The following is a 21,383-nucleotide window of genomic DNA, read 5'->3' on the forward strand; positions in this document are numbered from 1 at the left end:
ACTTACGACTCACTTCTGTAGTTAGGAGCTTCTTTGGTGATACTGACATCGTGAACGTGAGACTCGCGCAGCCCCATGGCAGAGATCTGCACAAACTTCGCCTTGCTTTGCAGTTCATCGATATTGCGTGCGCCCACATATCCCATACCGGACTTCAAACCACCAACAAGCTGATGGATCACACCGGAAGCGGAACCCTTGTAAGCCACTTTGCCCTCAATGCCCTCCGGGACAAGCTTGTCATTTTCTTCCACATCCATCTGACCATAACGATCTTTGGAGCCTTTGGACATGGCACCCAAACTGCCCATGCCGCGATAAACCTTATAAGTTCGCCCCTGGAACAAGATGGTCTCTCCCGGAGATTCCTCCGCCCCGGCCAGAAGATTTCCGATCATCACTGAATTAGCCCCCAAGGCCAGGGCTTTGGTGATATCACCCGAGAACTTGATGCCTCCGTCTGCGATAATGGTTTTACCACGAGCGCGCGCCACCTTGGCGCACTCGATCACCGCAGAGATCTGCGGCATACCGACTCCGGCCACCACGCGGGTTGTACAGATACTTCCCGGGCCGACACCGACCTTCACGACTTCCGCACCAGCATCCAGCAGGGCCTGAGTCCCTTCGGCGGTCACCACATTACCAGCGACAACAATCACGTCTTTGTGCTTTTGAGAAATATATTTCACCATCTCAATCACGTTTTTAGAATGTCCATGCGCTGTATCCACACACAACACATCCACGTCGGCGGCCACCAAAGCCTCCACGCGGTCGCGAGAATCCGCCCCCACGCCCACTGCGGCGCCGACGAACAGACGTCCGTGCTCGTCCTTGGTCGCCTGTGGATAATTCTTGGCTTTTTCAATATCCTTGATCGTAATCAGTCCTTTGAGCTTTCCTTTGGAGTCCACCACCGGCAATTTTTCGATGCGGTGTTTTTGCAGGATCTTTTTTGCTTCATCCAACGTGGTTCCCATTTTCGCTGTGACCAGATTTTCTTTAGTCATCAGATTACGAATGGGCTGATTAAAGTTTTCCTCAAAGCGCAGATCGCGATTGGTCAAAATCCCCACCAACTCGCCGTTCACCGTCACCGGAACACCGCTGATGGAATACTTCTCCATCAATGCCACGGCTTCTTCGACAAGGTGATCAGGCCCCAGTGTGATCGGATCCATGATCATTCCACTTTCGTACTTTTTAACCTTCTCGACTTCCAAGGCCTGCTTTTCGATGTCCATATTTTTATGAATAATCCCCAGGCCACCGTGCTGAGCCATCACACGCGCAATGCGGTTTTCTGTCACCGTATCCATCGCCGCAGAAATAATGGGCGTATTCAGGTACTTTCCGCGAGCAAACAGCGAGCGAGGCACCACATCCGTGGGGGTGATCTCAGAATATTGGGGAAGAAGAAGAATATCGTCGAACGTCAATGCGTAAGGGACTTCACGATCCATAACAAAGCTCCTAGAGGCAGGTTTTTGTTATTTTGTGCGGAAATCCCCTTCAGTTCAAGAAAAACCGGGACAATAATTTATTCGTACCAGGTCTTGTAGAGAAGGTAGTTATCGGCTGATTTTTCCAGCAACGCCACTTCTTCATCCGTCAGAGACCTTTTCACTTTTCCGGGTCGCCCCACGACCAGACTGCGTGGCGGAATTTCAGTGCCTTCGACCAACAACGTTCCGGCACCAATCAAACAATGTTCGCCGACTTTACAGCCATCCATCACAATGGAACCCATTCCCACCAGGGTGCCTCGACCAATCTCGCAACCATGCAACATCACCAGATGCCCAATCGTCACACGATCATGAAGCGTTGTTCCCCATTTCCCATAGGTACCATGCAAGACGCTGCCATCCTGAACATTGACCTCTCTGCCAATTCGGATAGGCATCACATCACCACGAACCACCACATTGTACCAAATGGAGGACCCTTCACCAATTTCCACATCACTGATGATTCGGGCGTTATCAGCAATAAAAACTCTTTCAGCAATAACCGGGGATTTGCCACGGGCACGTACTAATTCACTCATAGACACCTCAACTTTAAGGCTAAAGTCTTAAGTCTCAGGAGGCAACCTGTACTATGCGGATCTTGACGGTTTCCTGACAGATTCCTGGTTATTCTGCGTCAGGAACTCCGTGATCCGATCTTGTTCTTTCATTCCGTCTGAAAACCCGATTTCGATCAATTGACGGCAGTATTGGGGCGTAAACATAAGATAGCTGAACATCTCACTGGACTCATCCAAAGATCCCGGCCCCCGCAAAATATAACGAATGATTCGTGGCAGCTCATTTTCCCTTTTTTTTGCCAATTCCGAAAAATCAACTGAGGGCGCAATCCACAAAGCATCGACTTTACGCATAGCAACCCGAGCCTTTTCTTCCTCAGACAAAGCACTCAAGCTGTCATTAACCTGATTGATTCTTTGAATATCGGACTCCAGCCCATCCATCATCACCGCGTTCATTAAAACATTAGCCACGCGAGCCACCGTAGGAACCTCCGAGTCGCCTTTATTGTGATAACTGTAGAACGTATCCTGCCGACGACGCACACCGATGGCAATCACCCGCTCGGCCCCAAGATAAATGGCCGGACCACAAGGCGACTGATTGCGAATACAGCCGTCGCCATAGTAACGCCCCTGAATCTGAATAGGAGGAAACAGCAGTGGAATAGCCGAGGAGGCCATGACATGTTCCACCCCCAAAATCGCCTTTTCACTTCGATGCATTCCACGCTCCCAGGTCGGCAAATCAGATTGCCCCTGAAAAAATGTCACCGTGGCGATACTCTCATAATCCAATGCTGACACTGACACCGCTTGCAGTTGTCCCGCATTGATCTTTTTCTGAATTTCCTGAAACTTGCAGGCTTCCGTCAGAAAGGTACTCAATGGATGAGTGCTCAGCAGCGATCTCAAGGCCATGCCATCTTTGCCCCGACTTCCCAGAGAAAGTTCCGTCATCCACTGCAAGCCCCCGCGGGACAGCGCCATCAAATCGGCGTAGAAAACATTGTCACTGTCGATTTTACTCCAGAGGTTGACCAAATTTTTACTGCTGGGAACAAAGTTGGAAGCTTGTGCCGCTAGCAAGGCCACGTTGATAGCCCCGGCACTGACTCCGGAATAAATTTGAAAAGGATTTTCAATTTTCTGGCGCGAGCAGATATGGGCTATCGCCGCAATAACACCGGCCTGATAAGCCCCACGGGCACCACCACCAGATAAAACAAGGCCCAGGGTCGGCATAGCCCCTCCTGCTAAAATTTTAGGTAGCGGAAGAGGCCTGAAGCAATGAAAAGAGTTTTAAACTGTCACCTGACTTTGCTTTTTGTCAGAGACCAGCCATATCAGATCCCCCTCTTGTAATACAAAACTGGCCCGCGGGCCCAAAATCCGCTGCGGACCTCGCTCAATCCCCACGACCATGCCGTGGTAGGCCTCTCGAATCCCGCTGTCGCGAATAGTTTTATCTTTGCACTTGGAAGTCTCATTCACCACAAAGGACGACAAACGATAATCTTCCTGCCGCGTGACTGCTTCGGGATTCAGAATCTGCGCCGCCTTTTCCTGCTCAAGGAACATATGGAAACTTTGCAGCTCTTCTTCACTGCCAAAACAAATCAACTTATCATAGGGCCAAAGGACAAACTCGCCATCTGGCGCAAAATAACGCTTGGAACCACGATACACTGCTGCCACATTCACACCGTACTTTTCTTTGAATGAAAGACTGCGCAGATTCTGACCCACCAGCACCGACTCTGCTGAAAGATCGTAACTTCCCAAGCTCGCATCCCAAGGAAGAAAATGTTTCGCCACGTCGGAAGAAATCAGTTCTTTCCTCTCTTTTTCAGTCAGATTCTTGAGGAAGTTTTTTTCAATAAACTGATACAAACGGCGAACCCAGAACTGTCCGGCCAGCGCAGCAATCGCAATCACTGCCACGATCAGCCCCAAAGCCATCTTCAAAGTCACAAACTGAATGACGACAGCATTTAATAGCAACAATGCCAGAACAATACGCCCTACAAAAATTCCAAATTGAAGACCTCGCAGCTTTTCCAGCTCTTCAAATTCGCGCTGCGCTTTTAAAGCAGGTCCTCCCATCACCAAGCCCCAGAAGAAAGGAGCCATCAAGACCAAGCAGATGAACAATGAAATGCCGCCAGCCCAGGGACTTTGCTCCATGTAACGTTGAACCTCTGCGTTCAGCAAGGCTTTGTACGCCCCCAGAATGGCAATGACCATAACGGTATTTAGCAGAATCTTGATGCCATAGGTTTTCAGAATCAAAGAGCCCACACCGTTGGAACCTTCCCGATTGAAAGAAGCCTGATAACGGTCCAGCATATTTTTAATCCCCTCGGGAAGCCGAGCCTCAACCCAGCGATACACGGGTTCCGCCACTTTTGTCAGGTAAGGTGTTGTGAACGTGGTCACCGCCGAAACGGCGATCGCCAAAGGATAAAGAAAGTCGCTGGTCACTTTCAGCGTCACGCCCAAAGACGCTATGATAAATGAAAATTCTCCGATCTGCGCCAGACTCATCCCCGCCTGGAAAGACTTCTTTCGGCTTTGTCCGGAAAGTATCGCCCCCAGGAAGGTGCTGATGAACTTACCGACAATCGTCACCAAGGTCACAAGGATCACCAAATCCCAACGCTCAATCAGGATCTTGGGGTCAATCATCATGCCCACGGACACAAAGAAGATGGCGGCAAAAAGATTTTTCACCGGAGTCAGGACATGCTCCATTTTATGACCTTCGGGGGTTTCAGCCAGCAGGGATCCCATCACAAAAGCTCCCAGGGCCGGTGAAAACCCCACACCCGCGGCAATAATCACCATCATAAAGCAAAGACCTATGGACACCAGAAGCAGGGTTTCCTCTTCCAGAAGCCGACGTATCTTTCTTAAGAAGATCGGAATCAGGAAAATACCGACAACAAACCACAAGGCGATATAGAACAAAAGACGCAGACCTGAAAAGGCCAGCTCCGATCCGGAGACCGCGCCAGAACCGGCAATGGCCGCCAATAGCACCAGAAGCAATATCGCAACAATGTCTTCAACAACCAAAATCCCGAACACCAGCTCTACAAATTTCTGCCCTTTCATTCCCAATTCATGGAAGGCCCTGACAATAATCGTGGTTGAGGACATTGACAGAATGGCTCCGAAGAACAAACTGTCAATGTTGTTCCAGCCCAGCATGCGCCCGACCAGATAACCAAAGCCGATCATAAAGATAATTTCAAAGACGGCCGTGAAGGCCGCAGATCCCCCGACCTTGAAAAGCTTCTTGAAGCTGAACTCCAGACCCAAACTGAACAAAAGAAAGATCACGCCGATCTCTGACCAGACTTGAATACTCGCCTTGTCTACAACCGTCGGAAGAAAGGGCACATGGGGACTAACCAAAAAGCCCGCAATCAGATAGCCCAGAACCTGAGGCTGGCCGAGCTTTTTAAACAACAGCGTCGACAACGCTGCAATCATCAGGATAAAACCAAGATCCGTAATCAAATGAGGCAGATGATGCATGCCTCAATGATTACAAAAACTAGTTCAAATATCCAGATCCTTTGTCCAACAGACCAAAATTTTGCAACTTTTGTGCAGCGCCCTCAGTCTCAGCACTCATCACACGAGAACGACCGATAAAGCTTTTTGTCGCAAATAGAGGCACTTGCAGATACAAGCACAACGACATGGCCTCATCCGCACGCAGCTTCACCGAATTCATCTGCGGATGGCCGCTGATATAAAGACGCAGATACTGATGGGCTCCTTTAATTTCAACAAAGACAGCCTGTTTGATTTCAATTCCCAAAGAATTCAAAAGCATCGCCGTGAACTTGTGCGGGGATGATTCCAGAATCATACGATTGCTTTGAGACAACGCAACCCCTGCATCAATCGCACTGACCGCCACCGGAAGTGTGTACTGATGCCCTTCGTCCTTTAAAAGCAAAAAAGGGCGAGTCGCATCTGTGGTCACGGAAAGCCCGTAAGGAAAAAGTTGCACCAGCTCATTTTGATGGAAGATTTCCTCTTCCTGAGTCTCATTTGCAAAGACGATTTGCGCTTTGAAATTCTCAAAATCCAAAACTTCTTTCATGATTAAACCATCTCTCCTCTAAACACCGCAGGGAAGGCTTTGGTGATTTTCACATCGACCGTTTTACCGATCAAATCCGCCGTCCCCAGGAAGTGCACAAGCTTATTGCTGGTGCTGCGTCCCTGAATTTTTCCGTGATCCCGATCCACACTTTCCACCAGAACTTTCATAGTGGTGCCCTCGTACTTTTTCACAGCCTCAAAGGCCATGGCCTCATGAACATCAAAAAGACGATTCAGTCGTTCGTTTTTGACGTCTTCAGGCACCTGATCCTCGAACTTCGCCGCTTTTGTGAACGGACGTGGGGAATAGGCGAAAGCGAAGATCGTTTCAAATCCGACTTCCGTCACCATATTCAAAGTGTCTTGGAAATCCTCTTCCGTTTCGCCAGGGAAACCCACGATGATATCGGTCGAAAAGCAGACATTTGGCAGACCCTTTTTAATCATGGCAATCCGCTGCAGATACTCTTCCCTGGTGTAGTTGCGATTCATGCGCTCCAACACCTTGGTACTGCCCGCCTGGAATGGCAGATGGATGTATTCCATGATCTTATCAGAATGCTCTGCCATCACATCCACCAACTTCTGATTGAAGTCCTTGGGATGAGACGTCGTGTAGCGAATGCGCTCAATGTCGGTTTCTTTGGCCACCAAGGCCAGCAGATCCGCAAAATCAACGCCCTCTTCACCTTTATAAGAGTTTACATTCTGACCGAGAAGCGTGACTTCTTTCACACCACGCTTCACCAGATGACGAATGTCGGTCAGAATGTGCTGAACCGGGCGGGACTTTTCACGTCCGCGCGTATAGGGTACAACACAGAAAGTGCAGAAGTTGTCACACCCTTTGGTGATATTCACATAGGTCGCCACACCGGGATTTCGCACCAGAGTTTCAATATGATAAGGCGTCCTGTGCTGGAAGCGGGAGTTGACCAGTTTCTTTTCGCCGGCGAACGATTGCGCCACCAGTTGAGGAAGGTTGTCGATCTGATCGGTTCCGAAGACAAAGTCGATCATGGGCTGAGTCTTGATCAGATTCTCTTTTTCCTGCTGCCCCACGCAGCCACCGACTCCGATTTTCAGATTCGGATTCTTACGCTTCATGTGTTTGTAAGTGCCGACCTCGGAATAGACCTTGTGCACCGGCTTTTCACGCACACTGCAGGAATTGATAATGATCAGCGACGCCTCTTTCGGATCGCGCACAGGAACGAAGTTCTGCATCTCCAAGAGGGCGTACATTCGTTCCGTGTCATTCACGTTCATCTGACAACCGTAAGTGGAAATATAGACACCTCGGCCCATACCGATGTCCGTATTTTTCTCAACGCTTTCAGGATTTTGAGTGATGTTATCCACGAGTTCTTACCTCTTGTGTCATCAAAAAAGTTGAGTTATAGAGGAGCGTCTTAGAAATGTCAAAAAATGAAGTTCGATGGAGATCTGCTCATGAACCCAAGACTGAAAAGCTCAAAAAAATGGACCGCCTTCCCTAAAGAGTACTCAGATCAGATTTTGGGAGTTTTCAAAGAAAACTTTGCCCAGTATCTTGGCAACGCCGAACTTCTTATCGAAGGCCGCATTTACCAGGAAGAAATAGCGCTACGCGTTGGCTATCTGGAAGAAGGTCGTTTGGCTCAGGCGAACTTCGAAGTTTCCATGAACTATTCTCAGGAACAGCAAGACGCCATCACACGCATCCACAACTGTGTCGATGCCGCAGCCAGCATGATGATGGAGTATCTTGAAAACAACGGCGAAGTCGATTTCCCCTACACTTGGAAAGAAGTTCCTTTTCAAGGCAAAAAAATCTATCTGCGCTTCTCAACTGAAAATTCATCTTTGGAGGCCGAGGCCAACAAACTTTTAGGTTTGAATGAAGACGAAATGCTTCATGATGACGAAAATGAAATGGACGAAGATGCCTTAAGCCGCGCAGAACACAGCGAAGAGCTTTCTCCTCCTCGCGATGAAGATGACTTCACCGACGAAGACTCAGAAACCGAGAGCGAGGACGACTCAGAGGAAGACAAAGGCCCCAAAATGTTTGGCGGAAAAGGGAAGAAGTCTTTGCACTAAAAAGCTTCCCAAAATTCCGCAGAACAGAATAGTTGCGCTTTCTTGAACAAGATTCTTTTTCACTTGGTTCATTCTCACGAACAAGAGATAATGAGAATCTATCATGATTCAAAATGCCCTCTTTTTGCTTCTATTCTGCACGACCTTTGCCGCTCGATCTGAGACTGTCATCATCAATGGTGAGGACGACTGGGCTCCCTACGCATCAGCCTCGCCAGACTATAAAGACGTCATCGGTCTTGCACCCGATATAGTAAAAGCCGCCTTTAAATCACAAGGAGTTCGAGTCATCACCCGCCCCGTGCCCTTTGCCCGTTGTCTGCATGAGGTGGACGAAGGCAAGGCTCTGGGCTGCTTTGACACCGTGATCAGTATCGAAACCCAAGGGAAGTACATCTTTCATTCGACACCTATTTTTGAAGCAGACATGGTTGTTTACGGAGCGCTGAATGAAACCAAACGCCCGACGAACTTTAATGATCTGGAAGGAAAAATTGTCGGAACCACCAACGGCTACACTTATCCTACAGAGTTTCTGCAGAACAAACGCATCACCCACTCACCCGGTCCCACTGAAAGATCCCAGCTGGAAAAGCTGGCCAGCGGACGCGTTCACTATGCCGTTCTTTGGGGCCTGACAGCGGCCCATCTATTGCGGAACAACCCTGCCTTAAGCAAAAAGGTCAAACCCTTGGGAGTCATCTCCCGCACAGGCCTGTACCTTAGCTTTTCAAAGAAACACAAAGACGGAAGCAAGTACGCCGCCATCCTGGAAAAAGGCTTACAAACCATCATCAGCAACGGAACCTACGCTCGGATCACTGCGCAGTTCAATGCGGTTCAATCTGCAAATCAAAGACCTTAAAAACAAAAATGCCCATGCCTTCGTCAGACATGGGCGCCCCCTCGACAGAGAGAATATTCTTGTAAATTAGAGAGCTCTTACACGAGCTTCAATCGTCGGAACCTCATCCAGGTGATGTTTAGCCTGAATGATGATTTCCACGGCATCTTTTTGCAACAAACGGCCCGCTGCCATTTTCTCACAGATCAAAGCTTCCAACTTGTCCGTGATCTCATAGACACTTTCATGCTGAGGCCACAAGTTTCTGGAGTCATTGCTGCCACCTGCACACAACGGAATGTAGTGATCGATCTTGAAAGCCTGACGCTTCATAGAGCGAGTTCTGTAACCAAGTTGATCGTACTTTTGGAAGATAGCTGCTTTTTGAGATGTGGACACATCACGTTCGCAGTATTTGATTTTTTCAGGATATCGGTATTCGCTAGGACGGTTACAAAGGGCGCCCGGTGTCAACGCTTCGTCCGGCCCTTTAGGAAATGCCTCAAATGCTTGAGACAAGGTTGCAAAGAACAAAACCACAACAAATAAAGCTGCGCGCTTAAACATATCCGCTCCAAATAGACTGCCCTTTACGGTGGCAGGTAGAAACGTCAGACCCTATCTCTGACTTATATTTGAGTAACCGGGGTTAGTAGTAATGTTGAGATTTCCCATTTGCAATAAAATTCAAATCCATTAACGCACCTAAGCACATCAAAAAAAAGCAAAAAAAGACCCACCCTCTTCAGGCAGGTCTTCCCAAAATCTTTATATTTATCCCCAATAACCGAGAGCTAAGGCCGTTCAAAAGGGTTCATCCGCAAGGCGGAGGCCCCTTTTCGAAACGGAGGCGTGCTCCAAGCACGTCGGAGTGAAGAAAAGGGGCCGACAACGCAGTCGGATGGGCCCTTTTCAACGGCCGACCTAGTATTCGTCGTCTTCTACGCCGGAACCGGAACCCTCTCCCATCCCACGCACTTCTTCAATAAATGCGCTATTATCCTCTTCAAACTCATTATCCACTGCAGATTCATCGATCTCCAGCTCTTGGATAGCAGCCAAGAAGTCTTTTTCCGTGCGCAAATCACGACGGATCATTTCCAGGAACTTGTCTGGATAACGGGACGTCAGTTCTTCCACGTAGCGCTCAAGCTTGCCATCTTGAAGGATCTTCTTACGAACTTGGATCTTCTTCCAGAACATCAGGTAGTGGTAACGGCAATAAGCATCCACGACAGCGATTTGATCGCAATCGCGAGCGCGGCAGTATCTACGACCCTCTGCGTCAGTCAAAACCACTTCTTCGTCGTTTTTGACCTTTTCTTCAGAAACCCACTCTTCGTCGACTTCGATTTCCTCTTCGGATTCCTCGACGGCTTTGAGCTCTTCTTCGTATTCACCGATTTCATCACCCATCAGGTCGTCATCGGCGATAAAATCGTCTTCCAGCTCTTCCTCTTCCTTTTCCTTTTTCGCTTTGCCTTTTTTAGGGGCTTTCGCCTCTTTTTTAGGCGCCGCTTTTTCAGGAACCGGCTGTGGCGTAACCTTTTTTTCCAGCTTTTTCGCCGCTTCGACCTTGGTTTCTTTAATTTCCTTGGTCTCTTTTACAGCTTTCACCGGGGCCTTCGCAGGCTTCACTTCCGGTTTTTTCTTCGCCTCAGGCTTTTTTGCCACCTTTACAGGGGCCTTATCAGCCTTCTTTTTCACAACGGCCTTAGGAGCTGGCTTTTTTGGAGCTGGCTTGGCCGCCGCTTTTGCGGGCGCTTTTTTAGCTGGTTTTGCTGCAGCCTTGGCTGCGGGCTTCTTTTTTACGATTTTTGCCATAGTTCTACCTAGATAGTGCTTTAGAGATCATTCCATCTGTCAGACATTTGAGAAAAGCTGTCAACTCATTTCACTGAAATAGTGCCTTCTTGACTGCGAACAAAAATGCTTCCTCTCGGCGCGTCGCCACGCAAACGACCACGTGCTGTTTTCTCCGCGCTCAACTTCGTCACGCGAACTTCTGGCGGAACGACAATTTCACCTTCCACCGTCATCAGATTCAGACTGGCTCCTGAACCCGGCGGCGTCTGAATGCTCACGCGACCCGACTTGGACTTCACATCCACTTCCGAATCCAACGCCATGCCAATCGTCACAGCGCCGTCCTGATTCTGGCCCTCGATGCGTCCTTGGAAGCCCTGAATATTCAGGCTGCCCTTGCCACTTTCAAACTGAATGGTTCCGTTGCTTTGATTGACCTTCGCCGTGGACTGCTGGGCTGAAACAGTCAGGAAGCCGCGCACTTTTTCAACGTTCATCTGCCCCGAGAAAAGGGACGCCTCAACATCCCCCTGAACGTTCTTCAAAGTCATGGAACCAGAATAGGAGTCTGCACTGACTTTCCCCAGGTGATCCACCACGGACACATCCCCTTTTTGCACATAGACCTGCAAAGACCCCGCGCCATTCATGGAGGCCACACGCCCTTGAGTCAGGCTCACTTTCAAGTCTTTGTTCCACTTCTGCGCCACCACAGACCCACCGCGCAATTGAACGTCCGCAGGAAGCGCCGGGCCGATAATTTCGATTTTTTTCATTTGTGAAGCGGCCTTCGGCAAGATGTTCAGCCAGGTTCTTTTTCCGTCGTATTCATTCATACGGACTTCGATGATATTATTCTTCTTTTCGATCGTGAATAAACCTTCCGCACTGGATTGCTCCACCCCAGAGACACGCAGCGCAGTGCCGGGTTGCCCCACCATCTGAACTTGCGCCTCCAGACCTTTCAGGACCAGGCGATCTCCTTCAGAGACGGGAACTTCAAATGTGGCGGCCATCAGTGGCTGAAAAACGAGGTGGACAAGAATGAAACTGATCGCTGACATGCGTTGACTCCTTAACCCTGGCATTTGACTCTGTCTTTAAAATATAAAAAAGTATGCGGGCATTTACAATAAATTTGCAAGGGCCCCCAAGCCCAAGAGAAAAGCTTGGACAAAAAGCTAAAGAGGTAAAAAATGGAAAATGTCGTAATTGTGAGCAGTGTGAGAACTCCGGTAGCCTCCTTCCAAGGTGGTTTTGCTTCCGTACCAGCACCCAAACTGGGCGCTGTGGCCATCAAAGAAGCCATCACTCGCGCAGGTGTTTCTGCTGACGAAATTGACGAATGCATCATGGGTGAAGTGCTGACTGCAGGCGTGGGTCAGGCTCCAGCTCGTCAGGCAGCTCTTTTCGCCGGGCTTAAAAATTCCACTCCATGTCTGACCATCAACAAAGTCTGTGGCTCCGGTTTGAAATCTGTGATGCTGGCGGCCGACTCCATCGCTTTGGGGCACACAAAAATCGCTGTTGCCGGCGGCCAGGAAAACATGACTTTGGCGCCGCACTTGCTTGAAAACTCCCGTTCTGGTTACCGCATGGGTCCAACACAAATGACAGACTCCATGATCAAAGACGGCCTGTGGGATCCATACAATAACTTCCACATGGGAAATGCGGCGGAAATCTGCGTGAAAGAGCACAACTTCACTCGTGAAGAACAAGATGCTTTCGCAGTTGAATCCTACAAAAAAGCTCAGGATGCCTGGGCTAAGAATCTGTTCAAAAACGAAATCGCTCCTGTGACTGTTGAAGGTCGCAAAGGCGCTGTGACTGTGGATAAGGACGAAGAACCGTTCAACACCAACTTCGACAAAATCCCAGGCTTGAAACCTGCCTTCGACAAAACTGGCACCATCACTGCGGCTAATGCTTCCAAAATCAACGACGGTGCAGCGGCGCACGTTTTGATGTCTGAATCTGAAGCCAAAAAACGTGGCATCAAACCTTTGGCGAAAATCGTGGCGCATGGCACTTTCGCTCATGATCCAAAATACTTCACCACAGCTCCTGTGGGCGCGATCAAGGGCGCATTGGCAAAAGCCAATTTGAAGGTGGGCGACATTGATCTTTGGGAGATCAACGAAGCCTTTGCTGTTGTCACTCAGGTGGCGATGAAAGAACTTGAAATCCCGGCTGCCAAAGTCAACGTTCACGGTGGTGCGGTGGCTATCGGTCACCCGATCGGAGCTTCGGGCGCGCGCATTCTGACAACTTTGGTTCACGCTTTGCACACACACAACAAGCGCTATGGCTTGGCTACTTTGTGCATCGGCGGCGGCGAAGCGGTGGCTTTGATCATCGAGAAGGCTTAGTCATGAGCAAAAAAGTTTTTAAGGACGCCAAGAGTGCGCTCTTTGACGTCAAGGACAACATGACTCTGGTCTTGGGCGGCTTCGGCCTTTGCGGCATCCCGGAGAACTGCATCACGGTCCTGAATGAAATGGGCGTGAAAAATCTGACCTGCGTTTCCAACAACGCAGGTGTGGATGACTTCGGTCTGGGTCTGCTTTTGCAAAAGCGCCAGATCAAAAAAATGATCTCCTCTTATGTGGGTGAAAACGCTTTGTTCGAAAAGCTTTACATGAGTGGCGAACTGGAGCTTGAGTTCTGCCCTCAGGGAACCTTAGCCGAAAGAATCCGCGCCGGTGGTGCGGGTATCGCCGGGTTCTACACACCGACAGGAGTGGGAACTTTGGTGGCTGAAGGCAAAGAGATTAAAAACTTTGACGGCCGTGACTATGTTCTGGAAAGAGGCATCGTCGGTGACTTTGCCTTTGTGAAAGCCTGGAAGGGCGACAAGTTCGGAAATCTGATCTTCCGCAAAACTGCACGCAATTTCAATCCGATGGCAGCGACTGCTGGAAAAATCACAGTGGCCGAGGTCGAGGAGCTGGTGGAAATTGGCGAACTGGATCCGGATCAGATTCACACTCCAGGCGTGTATGTTCAGCGTATCTTCCAAGGTACGAACTACCAAAAGCGCATTGAACAAAAAACGATTGCCAAAGGTTAGGAAAGTTTATGCCATTAACAAGAGAGCAAATTGCACAACGTATCGCTCAAGAAGTTGAAGATGGTTACTGCGTAAATTTGGGAATCGGGATTCCTACATTGGTCGCCAACTACATCCCAAAAGACAAATTCGTTATGTTACAGAGCGAAAATGGTCTTTTGGGCATGGGTCCTTTCCCCAAAGAAGCCGATGTCGATGCGGATCTGATCAACGCCGGAAAACAAACTGTGACGGCTTTGCCGGGAGCAAGCTTCTTTTCCAGTGCTGACAGCTTTGCGATGATCCGCGGGGGTCATGTGGACCTGACGGTTTTGGGTGCGATGGAGGTTGATGAAACCGGCAGCATCGCCAACTGGATGGTTCCAGGCAAGATGGTCAAAGGCATGGGGGGCGCGATGGATCTTGTTGCCGGTGCTCGCAACGTGATCGTAGCCATGCAACACACCGACAAAGAAGGAAACTCCAAACTGCGCAGCAAGTGCACGCTTCCTTTGACCGGCGTAAGATGCATCAAGAAAATCGTCAGTGATTTCGGCGTGATCGAAATCACCCCTGAAGGGTTTGTTTTGAAAGAATACGCCCCGGATCTGTCTCCAGAAAAGGTAATGGCAGCCACAGAGGGCAAAATGAAAATAGCCCCTGACTGCAAGCCCATGACATTCTAGTTTTGTGCTCAACGGCTTTCCCCCAAAGGAAGGCCGTTTTAATCTGAAACGCCCACCCCGACCCAACCCACCTAAGTCCAGCACCGCATTGCCCTGTCTAAGATTCCCATAGATAATAAAAATTCACGTAATTGAGAGTGGGGTTTTCGTGGCAGAGGCAAAGAAAGTGGCAAAAGACACCTATCTATTCAGAGATGGGGACGCTCCAGATGCCATGTATATCGTTAAAACAGGTGGTTTCGCTATCACCAAAAGCAAAGGCAACACTGAAGTTGTTATCGCGGAAATTCAACCCGGTGCCATGGTTGGCGAAATGGCGTTGTTTGATAAAAAGCCACGCAGCGCGAATGTGAAGGCCACCAAAGACTCCGAAGTCATCGCACTTCCCTACGACTCTTTGAACAAACAAATGGATCAGTTGCCGGTGTGGGTTCGCGCAATCATGAAAACGCTGAATGAAAAACTGCGTGATGCGAATCAAAAAATCCGTCTGCTGGAAAACACCAATCCTGATGAAGAGCGCTTCCCGCCTCACATCGTGAACAAATATATTTCAATTTTAAATCTGGTCGGCAATAAGTATGGTAAACCCGAAGACAACGGGGCTTTAAGTTTTTCTTCGGTTCTGATTCGCAATTACACGATTCAGATCTTCCAGGAAGCCACCAACAAAATGCAGAGCGTGGTGAATGCTCTGACCGAACTTGGCTACTTGACTCAGGAAGACCGCGGGGATGGAACGCAGAAAGTCACCAATCTAAAACCTCAGGAGCTTTTCTCGTTCGTCGACTGGTACAACGAGTGGCTGTTCAAACAAGACAAAGACCGTCTGCCAGCCCTGTCGGATCAGGAGGTCAGCATTCTGAATGGCATTTTACTGTTTGCCCGCCGTGTGGAGCCAAACAACAAAGGCCTGTACAAGGTGGATCTGACCGATGTTCAAAATGAATCCATGAAAGAGTTAGGACAACTGATCCGAGCTGACGACGTGAATTCCTTGATCGAAAAGAAGTATCTGACTGAGAAAATCATGGATGAAAAAGGTGTCTACATCATGGTGGAACTGCCTTACGTGGAGCCACTGGCACGCAACTGGACGATTGTGAATAATCTAAAACGCAAACTGCGCTAAAACAAAAAGCCAGGAACCTGAGGGAACCTGGCTTTTTTTTATTCTCTTTTCTTCAGAAAAAATCTACTCGATATCTGGAATTTCCTGACAACGCAGTGGCAGCTTTTCATTTGGCAGCTTCGCCACACTCTCGCCACCCACCGTGTGAACATAGATAGAGTTGGTTTTTGCTCCGCAGGCAATCGGCTGGCCCAGAGTCAAAATCACACGATCTCCGGTTTTACCCAGGCCATGAGAAACCAACAACTGATCCACTTCACGAAGAATATCCTCCATGGTTTTATAGGGCTTGATCGCATGGGTCTGAATACCCCAACCAAGTTCCATGCCATTAAGAACATCCAGATGCTGAGTCACGGAAATAATGCGCGCCTTCGGACGGAAGGCTGAAATAATATTGGCCGTCTTACCTGATGTCGTCAGACAGATGATCGCCGTCGCATTGAGTTTCAAAGCACTCAAAGAAGCACTTGCAGCAATCGCCGCCGGCGTGCTCAGGAACTCATTCTCCAAAGAGATCTTATAGTATTCCTCTTCGTTGCGCTCAACTTCAGTGATAATTTCATGCATGGTGCGGATACAACGGAAAGGATACTTCCCGCTGGCGGATTCCGCCGAAAGCATCAATGCATCAGAACCATCCAACACGGCATTGGCCACATCTGTGATTTCCGCACGAGTGGGTCGCGGATTTTCAACCATGCTATCCAGCATCTGCGTTGCCGTGATCACCGGCTTACCCAGAAGGTTGCAGACCTGAATGATACGCTTTTGATATCCTGGCAAACGACTTTGCCCGACTTCCACAGCCAGATCTCCGCGCGCGACCATAACGGCGTCACTCAAGCGACAGATTTCTTCCAGATTTTCAATGGCTTCAACCATTTCAATCTTTGCGACAATCTTTGCGCTGGAGTTCTTAGCTTCAATTCTTTCACGCAACTGTCGAATGTCGCGCGCATGACGAACAAAACTCAGGGCCACATAATCAACCTTGTTTTCAAGGCCGAACTCAAGGTCCTCAATGTCCTTCGGAGTCATGCATTCCACCGGCAGATTCACTCCCGGCAGATTCATCCCTTTGCGGTCTTTCAAGATGCCGCCATAGATGACTTCCACATCAAGCTCTTCACCACGCACCTGAAGGACTTTGATTTCCATCAGACCGTCATCCAAAAGAATACGGGTTCCCGGCACACAGGCCAACGGAAGCTCTTTAAAGTCCGACGGAATCAGCCCCGGCTTACCCAGCACTGCAGCGGTGGTGACAACCAGACGATCCCCGGGTTTGATTTCAATGGAACCGTTTTCAAATTTTCCAACGCGAATTTTAGGTCCCTGTAAGTCCTGAAGAATCGCCACCGGAGCCTGAAGCTCCTGGGATAATTTACGCAAGGATTTGATAACTTTAAGGTGATCTTCATGACTGCCGTGGGAAAAGTTAAGGCGAGCCACATTCATGCCCGCCTTGATTGCTTTTTCCAGATTTTTTTCGTCACGAGTCGCCGGCCCGATAGTGGCCACAATTTTTGCACGACGATCTGCTAACATTGAATCTACGCCTTCCTGCTGTATGAACTCATCTTCACAGACAAGTTTTGCATATCTTCCTGGTGACGTCTATTCATTCTATCAAGTTGATCTTGGTGCGACTGATTCAGTTGGGCAATCTTGGCCTCGTACTTCATCTGCAAAGACTCTTTTTCCATTTTGCTGGCCTTTTCCTGCTCTCCAGATCGAGTTGAATGCAGATTCTCAAGTCGCTTCAACTCGCGGGATTGGCTGTCCTGGATGGCGGCGATACGGTCCTCGTAACGCTTGATGGTTTCTTCCAGCTTTGAATTAAAAGAGGCTTCCATTGTTCTGAAGCGCTCCGTCATAGCCTTATTCAGCGCTGCATGATCTGCCGAGTTCTTTTCACGAACCACATCCATACGGTCCTGATAGTTGGACTTCATCACATCCAAAGAGTCCGCATAGTAACGCTCCAACTGGGCTTGATTCTTATTAGTCAAATCAATGACTTTGTTAACACGGGACTCCGCATTGTTCGCCACTTGAGTCACCTGATCTTTGTGCTGTATGATCAGGTTCTCGCGTTCTTCACGATGACGGGTGTTCATGATGTTGACCTGAGATTTATTCTCGCGGTCCGCATTTCTCAATAGCTTTTGATTCTCCGTCAGCACTCGATCGATGCGCTCATTGTTAATCTCCTTCATCTGATCCACAGCACCTTCACGCTGATCTTCAGACAAAGCCAAACGTTTTTCATAGGCCTGAGTCAGATTGCGACGCTCAATGCCCCGCAGCCTTTCGTTCTTGGAGATTTCATTGTTCAGTCGACCATTCAGACGCTGAATCTGGCTGTCACGGGAACGGATCTGACTGTTGATGCGACCATTGACGGAATCACGGAAATCCTGATTCTGCGAGTCCATCTGAGCCGACTTGTTTTCCAGTGCATTTTCGTATTTATCACGAATCGATTCACGCTCCTGATTCATGATCATTTGCTTCATATCCAGATTTTCGCCATATTCCTGCTTGCTATTGACGACATAGTCCCCGTATTTCTGAGACCAACGGGAATTGTCCGCCTCACGCTGGCGCTCGCTCTGCTTCAAGCGAGCCTCGTAGGATTTGCGCATTTCTTTACTATTGCGATCTTTTGATCGCAAGGTCTCGTCATGACTGCTCAACAGAGCATCACGTTCTTTTTCATGCGCCTCATTCAAGCGGCGTGAGTTTTTGTGAATTGCTTCCTGGGATTTCTGACGATTCTCCTGAATTGCCTCAACAAAACGCTCATCACGACCTGAAATTTCAGTATTCAGTTGTCCCACCAAATTCTGTTTCTGGGCCTCATTGATTTCTTTCTGCTTCTTCAGAGCCCCTTCATAGCTGGCTCTCTGCTGTTCGCGGGCATTATAAGAATCCTCCATTTTATTGCGGAGCGATTCGCGGTAGGTTTGGCGAACTTCATCAATTTTTTTGCTATTTTCATAGTCGCGCTGATTTAGCGTCTCGCGATTGCGCTCTTTGAGCTCGGCGATGCGAGTTTCATATTCATCAGTGATATTCTTGATTTCGTCGTGGTGACGCTGCTCCAAACGTTTGACTTCGGCGCTCTTTCGTTTGGCATTTTCGCTTTCGCGATTCTCATACTCTTCCCGAGTCTTACGAATCTTTTCGTCCTGGCGTGCACGATCCGATGATGAAATAGAAGACATCCTATCCTCCCAGACCTCAGATTAACATGAGGACCAGGCAGAAACTGCAACTGACATGGATCGTAAATTAAAATCAGGACCTTTATCTAGCGCTCAAACACGCGCTGACGATAGAGTTCTTTGACCCTGCGGTCTTCCGCGGCCTTGCGCTGACGACGCGCTTCTTCAGCCTGCTCCCTCGCCGCGACCGAGGCAATCTCCCTCTCTGTCAGCTGGCGGTACAGGCGACTGCTCTTTTGCACCAAATCACCCCAGTTTTCGCGGTAGTGACGAACCTCTTTCACAAAGGACTCTTTATTTCCCCGATAAAGGGAGTTCCACAAAGGCAGGTGCTCTTTCATATTGATCGGCTCAATCATTCCATAATCAGATTTCCCCTGAGAGTTTACCGAAGACACCCAGACCTCAAAGCCTTCAGGAATCTCCAGCGTCTTTCCGTCTCTTAGGGTCACTTTCAAAGAAGCCGACATATTTCGCACCAACACCCGGGACTCTGAATGCAGCACCCAATACTCACCAAAACTCGCCTTAAAAGAGGCAAACAAAGTTTCCACCTCCAGACCTTGCCCATTTTCAACCCACAGGACCCCTTTGACCAGGCGCCACTGTTGCGGGTTGCTCATCACCAGAGTTGACCCGCCGGAGGCATGAAGTTTTTGTTCACCTTTTTCAAAATGAAAAGAATTTCCGGTCACTTGCAGGGCGCAATTTAAGGCCTCATTAAGGCACTTCGACGGCTGCTCCATCACATCGCCTGCGGCACGCACTCGAATCTCCATCTGGAAAGCCATCAAAAAAATAAGAACCCGGACGACCTTTTTCATGACTATTCAACACTTTGCGCAAGCTTGCGCGCCTGCTTCTTGAGGTTTTCGTTTTTGAAGTTTTTAGCGACTGTTTTATAGATCTCCGCGGCCTCTTCCGTCTGACTGTTCATCTCACTGATCTGCCCCATGCGCAGAAGAATAAAGCCTGTCAGATCGTGCTGTGGATACTGGGTCACCATCTCATCGATCTGCCCCAGACTGCTGCGATAGTCCTTTTTAAGGAAATAGCTTTCAGCGATAAAGAAACGCGCCTCCACATTGTGCTGAGACAATGGGTAGGTTTCGATCAGCTTATTAAATTCACGAATGGCGCGATCATACTCTTGACCATTAAAGTAACGCTTGCCCTTTTCATAAAGAGCTCCGGACAGATCCAGCGAATCCTCGCTGGCCGGCGCACGAACAACGGCCGCCAAATTCTTAAGTTCATACTTTGCTTGAAGTGTTTTATTGTCCGGCAGCACCTGCGCCACCGTTTGCTGGAAATCCTTTAACTGGTAACTCAAAAGAGAGTTGTTAAATTTTTCCTTTTCCACCTGTTTCTGCAGATTTGCCAGGCGCATTTCATACTCTTCATGCCCATTGAAATGCCCAACAAGGACGGCGTATCCGCCCATCATCCCCACCGTCAGACACAAACAAAAAACAACGAATAAAGAGTTCTGATTTTTCATGTCTCACTTATCGGCAAAAACCGATAAGAATTGAGACTGTTTTATTTTGAGACTGTCTTCTGGGCTTTGGTGTAGATCACTTCTGCGTCCAGATCCTTCCACTTCCCGTTATGCAACTGCTTCGGCGCAACTCGCCCCTTCATCAGGCGCAGTTGTTTGTCGGCATGTGAATACCACAAGTGAATAGGGTCCACCAGGGCCGCGATCACAAAACTTGTGGGCTTCATGCGCAACTCCATCCACTTTTCTCCGTCTTTTTCCATTTCACCGCGCTTTTGCAAGGTGAACCCGACGGTCTCCAGCCGATCCCACACAGCAAAGCGAACATCCAAGGCCTTCCCCTGACTTAACGGCTCCCAATTTTTTGCCACAAAAGCATTGAAATTAGAGGTGCTCAGAACGAACCCACTGACCTTTTCATCAGAAGTTTTTTTCTTACCCTTGCCTTCATATTCAAAATAGATCCGGCCATTTTCAACGCGGAAGCGCCCCACTTCGCCCGTCTGATTCTGTTGAATTTCGTACCTTTGAATCTCGGCCTCTTTGACGTAACCTGTTTCGGTCACAGCCACTTTCCCTTCAAGATCCCGGTACTGTGCCTGCGTACTGAATGCGCCGACGTCAGTGGGCGTGACCGCAATGTCCAAGGTAAAGAGTTTTTTCTGTTGATTGGATTTCAAATCATAAAGATTGGCATTCAATGTTTGCTGAGCAAAACCAAACACCGGAAATAATAACGCCACGAAAAGCATCACAGCCCCCCCTCAATGAAGTTCCCTAGTATCCAACGAAACATCGAAAATTTAAAGGATGACACTTAACAGAACTCGTTTTACCGCATCACATCCTGGACCCGACTCACTCATTTCACTTGACCATTTTTTCAGCGA

20 protein-coding genes and 1 riboswitch are annotated in these 21,383 nt (G+C 48.8%); of the genes, 6 read left to right on the top strand and 14 right to left on the bottom strand.

Annotation, left to right across the window (positions count from 1 at the left end):
* Positions 1-2: 2 nt before the first annotated feature.
* The 6 genes from guaB to miaB form a co-directional block, all read right to left on the bottom strand.
* A complete protein-coding gene (guaB, locus tag ACZ50P_RS09205; RefSeq protein ID WP_464130732.1) occupies positions 3-1,466 on the bottom strand; it encodes an IMP dehydrogenase in 1,464 nt (487 codons plus the stop codon).
* A 77-nt stretch (positions 1,467-1,543) separates the two neighbouring features.
* Positions 1,544-2,053, bottom strand: coding sequence for a gamma carbonic anhydrase family protein (locus tag ACZ50P_RS09210; RefSeq protein ID WP_464130734.1), 510 nt, complete (start codon positions 2,051-2,053; stop codon positions 1,544-1,546).
* A 51-nt stretch (positions 2,054-2,104) separates the two neighbouring features.
* Positions 2,105-3,280, bottom strand: a complete 1,176-nt coding sequence (locus tag ACZ50P_RS09215) for a patatin-like phospholipase family protein (protein WP_464130735.1) — start codon at positions 3,278-3,280, stop codon at positions 2,105-2,107.
* Between the two features lie 57 nt (positions 3,281-3,337).
* A complete protein-coding gene (locus tag ACZ50P_RS09220) occupies positions 3,338-5,578 on the bottom strand; it encodes a cation:proton antiporter domain-containing protein (protein WP_464130737.1) in 2,241 nt (746 codons plus the stop codon).
* Positions 5,579-5,597: 19 nt separating this feature from the next.
* Positions 5,598-6,155: a bifunctional nuclease family protein gene (locus tag ACZ50P_RS09225; protein WP_464130738.1), complete on the bottom strand. Its 558-nt coding sequence runs from the start codon at positions 6,153-6,155 to the stop codon at positions 5,598-5,600.
* 2 nt (positions 6,156-6,157) lie between these two features.
* Entirely contained in the window at positions 6,158-7,519 is a 1,362-nt protein-coding gene (miaB, locus tag ACZ50P_RS09230) for a tRNA (N6-isopentenyl adenosine(37)-C2)-methylthiotransferase MiaB (protein WP_464121306.1), read from the bottom strand.
* Positions 7,520-7,609: 90 nt separating this feature from the next.
* Between miaB and ACZ50P_RS09235 the strand changes: the two genes are divergently transcribed.
* Positions 7,610-8,239 (top strand): hypothetical protein, encoded by a 630-nt coding sequence (locus ACZ50P_RS09235; RefSeq protein WP_464130740.1) that lies wholly within the window; start codon positions 7,610-7,612, stop codon positions 8,237-8,239.
* A gap of 103 nt (positions 8,240-8,342) precedes the next feature.
* Positions 8,343-9,104 (top strand): substrate-binding periplasmic protein, encoded by a 762-nt coding sequence (locus ACZ50P_RS09240; protein ID WP_464130741.1) that lies wholly within the window; start codon positions 8,343-8,345, stop codon positions 9,102-9,104.
* Between the two features lie 66 nt (positions 9,105-9,170).
* Here the strand turns inward: ACZ50P_RS09240 and ACZ50P_RS09245 are convergent, their stop codons facing one another.
* The 3 genes from ACZ50P_RS09245 to ACZ50P_RS09255 all read right to left on the bottom strand — a co-directional run bounded on the left by ACZ50P_RS09245 (position 9,171) and on the right by ACZ50P_RS09255 (position 11,953).
* Entirely contained in the window at positions 9,171-9,650 is a 480-nt protein-coding gene (locus ACZ50P_RS09245; RefSeq protein ID WP_464121309.1) for a hypothetical protein, read from the bottom strand.
* A riboswitch (purine riboswitch) is annotated at positions 9,643-9,740 on the bottom strand. Its footprint overlaps the gene before it by 8 nt.
* A gap of 267 nt (positions 9,741-10,007) precedes the next feature.
* Positions 10,008-10,907, bottom strand: a complete 900-nt coding sequence (locus ACZ50P_RS09250) for a hypothetical protein (protein WP_464130742.1) — start codon at positions 10,905-10,907, stop codon at positions 10,008-10,010.
* Positions 10,908-10,972: 65 nt separating this feature from the next.
* Entirely contained in the window at positions 10,973-11,953 is a 981-nt protein-coding gene (locus ACZ50P_RS09255) for a DUF4097 family beta strand repeat-containing protein (protein ID WP_464130744.1), read from the bottom strand.
* A 132-nt stretch (positions 11,954-12,085) separates the two neighbouring features.
* On the opposite strand from ACZ50P_RS09255, the gene ACZ50P_RS09260 reads away from it, so the two are divergent.
* From ACZ50P_RS09260 to ACZ50P_RS09275, 4 genes are all read left to right on the top strand, one after another.
* Positions 12,086-13,261 carry a thiolase family protein gene (locus ACZ50P_RS09260; protein ID WP_464121312.1) on the top strand — a complete coding sequence of 392 codons (1,176 nt, stop codon included), beginning with the start codon at positions 12,086-12,088 and terminating at the stop codon, positions 13,259-13,261.
* 2 nt (positions 13,262-13,263) lie between these two features.
* Positions 13,264-13,962 carry a CoA transferase subunit A gene (locus ACZ50P_RS09265; protein WP_464130745.1) on the top strand — a complete coding sequence of 233 codons (699 nt, stop codon included), beginning with the start codon at positions 13,264-13,266 and terminating at the stop codon, positions 13,960-13,962.
* 8 nt (positions 13,963-13,970) lie between these two features.
* Positions 13,971-14,627, top strand: coding sequence for a CoA transferase subunit B (locus ACZ50P_RS09270; RefSeq protein ID WP_464130746.1), 657 nt, complete (start codon positions 13,971-13,973; stop codon positions 14,625-14,627).
* A gap of 148 nt (positions 14,628-14,775) precedes the next feature.
* Positions 14,776-15,759, top strand: a complete 984-nt coding sequence (locus tag ACZ50P_RS09275; protein ID WP_464121315.1) for a cyclic nucleotide-binding domain-containing protein — start codon at positions 14,776-14,778, stop codon at positions 15,757-15,759.
* 63 nt (positions 15,760-15,822) lie between these two features.
* Here ACZ50P_RS09275 and pyk read toward each other — a convergent pair whose 3' ends face one another.
* The 5 genes from pyk to ACZ50P_RS09300 form a co-directional block, all read right to left on the bottom strand.
* Complete coding sequence (pyk, locus tag ACZ50P_RS09280) at positions 15,823-17,310, bottom strand: pyruvate kinase (protein ID WP_464130748.1); 1,488 nt, start codon at positions 17,308-17,310, stop codon at positions 15,823-15,825.
* 5 nt (positions 17,311-17,315) lie between these two features.
* Positions 17,316-18,992 (bottom strand): hypothetical protein, encoded by a 1,677-nt coding sequence (locus ACZ50P_RS09285; protein ID WP_464130749.1) that lies wholly within the window; start codon positions 18,990-18,992, stop codon positions 17,316-17,318.
* A gap of 86 nt (positions 18,993-19,078) precedes the next feature.
* Positions 19,079-19,816, bottom strand: a complete 738-nt coding sequence (locus ACZ50P_RS09290; RefSeq protein WP_464130750.1) for a hypothetical protein — start codon at positions 19,814-19,816, stop codon at positions 19,079-19,081.
* 2 nt (positions 19,817-19,818) lie between these two features.
* The gene (locus ACZ50P_RS09295) at positions 19,819-20,493 is read right to left on the bottom strand and encodes a tetratricopeptide repeat protein (protein ID WP_464130752.1); all 675 of its coding nucleotides are present in this window, start codon (positions 20,491-20,493) and stop codon (positions 19,819-19,821) included.
* 41 nt (positions 20,494-20,534) lie between these two features.
* Positions 20,535-21,245 (bottom strand): hypothetical protein, encoded by a 711-nt coding sequence (locus tag ACZ50P_RS09300; protein WP_464135202.1) that lies wholly within the window; start codon positions 21,243-21,245, stop codon positions 20,535-20,537.
* Between the last annotated feature and the right edge of the window lie 138 nt (positions 21,246-21,383).

The sequence above is a fragment of the Bdellovibrio sp. CKG001 genome (genome assembly GCF_055397465.1).

What these genes read in the sequence shown, in the direction of transcription:
- ACZ50P_RS09235 (WP_464130740.1), top strand. Translation starts at nt 7,610, where the DNA reads ATGAACCCAAGACTGAAAAGCTCAAAAAAATGGACCGCCTTCCCTAAA.
- ACZ50P_RS09215 (WP_464130735.1), bottom strand. Translation starts at nt 3,280, where the DNA reads ATGCCGACCCTGGGCCTTGTTTTATCTGGTGGTGGTGCCCGTGGGGCT.
- pyk (WP_464130748.1), bottom strand. Translation starts at nt 17,310, where the DNA reads ATGTTAGCAGATCGTCGTGCAAAAATTGTGGCCACTATCGGGCCGGCG.
- ACZ50P_RS09240 (WP_464130741.1), top strand. Translation starts at nt 8,343, where the DNA reads ATGATTCAAAATGCCCTCTTTTTGCTTCTATTCTGCACGACCTTTGCC.
- guaB (WP_464130732.1), bottom strand. Translation starts at nt 1,466, where the DNA reads ATGGATCGTGAAGTCCCTTACGCATTGACGTTCGACGATATTCTTCTT.
- ACZ50P_RS09270 (WP_464130746.1), top strand. Translation starts at nt 13,971, where the DNA reads ATGCCATTAACAAGAGAGCAAATTGCACAACGTATCGCTCAAGAAGTT.
- ACZ50P_RS09260 (WP_464121312.1), top strand. Translation starts at nt 12,086, where the DNA reads ATGGAAAATGTCGTAATTGTGAGCAGTGTGAGAACTCCGGTAGCCTCC.
- ACZ50P_RS09245 (WP_464121309.1), bottom strand. Translation starts at nt 9,650, where the DNA reads ATGTTTAAGCGCGCAGCTTTATTTGTTGTGGTTTTGTTCTTTGCAACC.
- ACZ50P_RS09225 (WP_464130738.1), bottom strand. Translation starts at nt 6,155, where the DNA reads ATGAAAGAAGTTTTGGATTTTGAGAATTTCAAAGCGCAAATCGTCTTT.
- ACZ50P_RS09290 (WP_464130750.1), bottom strand. Translation starts at nt 19,816, where the DNA reads ATGAAAAAGGTCGTCCGGGTTCTTATTTTTTTGATGGCTTTCCAGATG.
- ACZ50P_RS09300 (WP_464135202.1), bottom strand. Translation starts at nt 21,245, where the DNA reads ATGCTTTTCGTGGCGTTATTATTTCCGGTGTTTGGTTTTGCTCAGCAA.
- ACZ50P_RS09255 (WP_464130744.1), bottom strand. Translation starts at nt 11,953, where the DNA reads ATGTCAGCGATCAGTTTCATTCTTGTCCACCTCGTTTTTCAGCCACTG.
- ACZ50P_RS09210 (WP_464130734.1), bottom strand. Translation starts at nt 2,053, where the DNA reads ATGAGTGAATTAGTACGTGCCCGTGGCAAATCCCCGGTTATTGCTGAA.
- ACZ50P_RS09265 (WP_464130745.1), top strand. Translation starts at nt 13,264, where the DNA reads ATGAGCAAAAAAGTTTTTAAGGACGCCAAGAGTGCGCTCTTTGACGTC.
- ACZ50P_RS09285 (WP_464130749.1), bottom strand. Translation starts at nt 18,992, where the DNA reads ATGTCTTCTATTTCATCATCGGATCGTGCACGCCAGGACGAAAAGATT.
- ACZ50P_RS09220 (WP_464130737.1), bottom strand. Translation starts at nt 5,578, where the DNA reads ATGCATCATCTGCCTCATTTGATTACGGATCTTGGTTTTATCCTGATG.
- ACZ50P_RS09250 (WP_464130742.1), bottom strand. Translation starts at nt 10,907, where the DNA reads ATGGCAAAAATCGTAAAAAAGAAGCCCGCAGCCAAGGCTGCAGCAAAA.
- ACZ50P_RS09295 (WP_464130752.1), bottom strand. Translation starts at nt 20,493, where the DNA reads ATGAAAAATCAGAACTCTTTATTCGTTGTTTTTTGTTTGTGTCTGACG.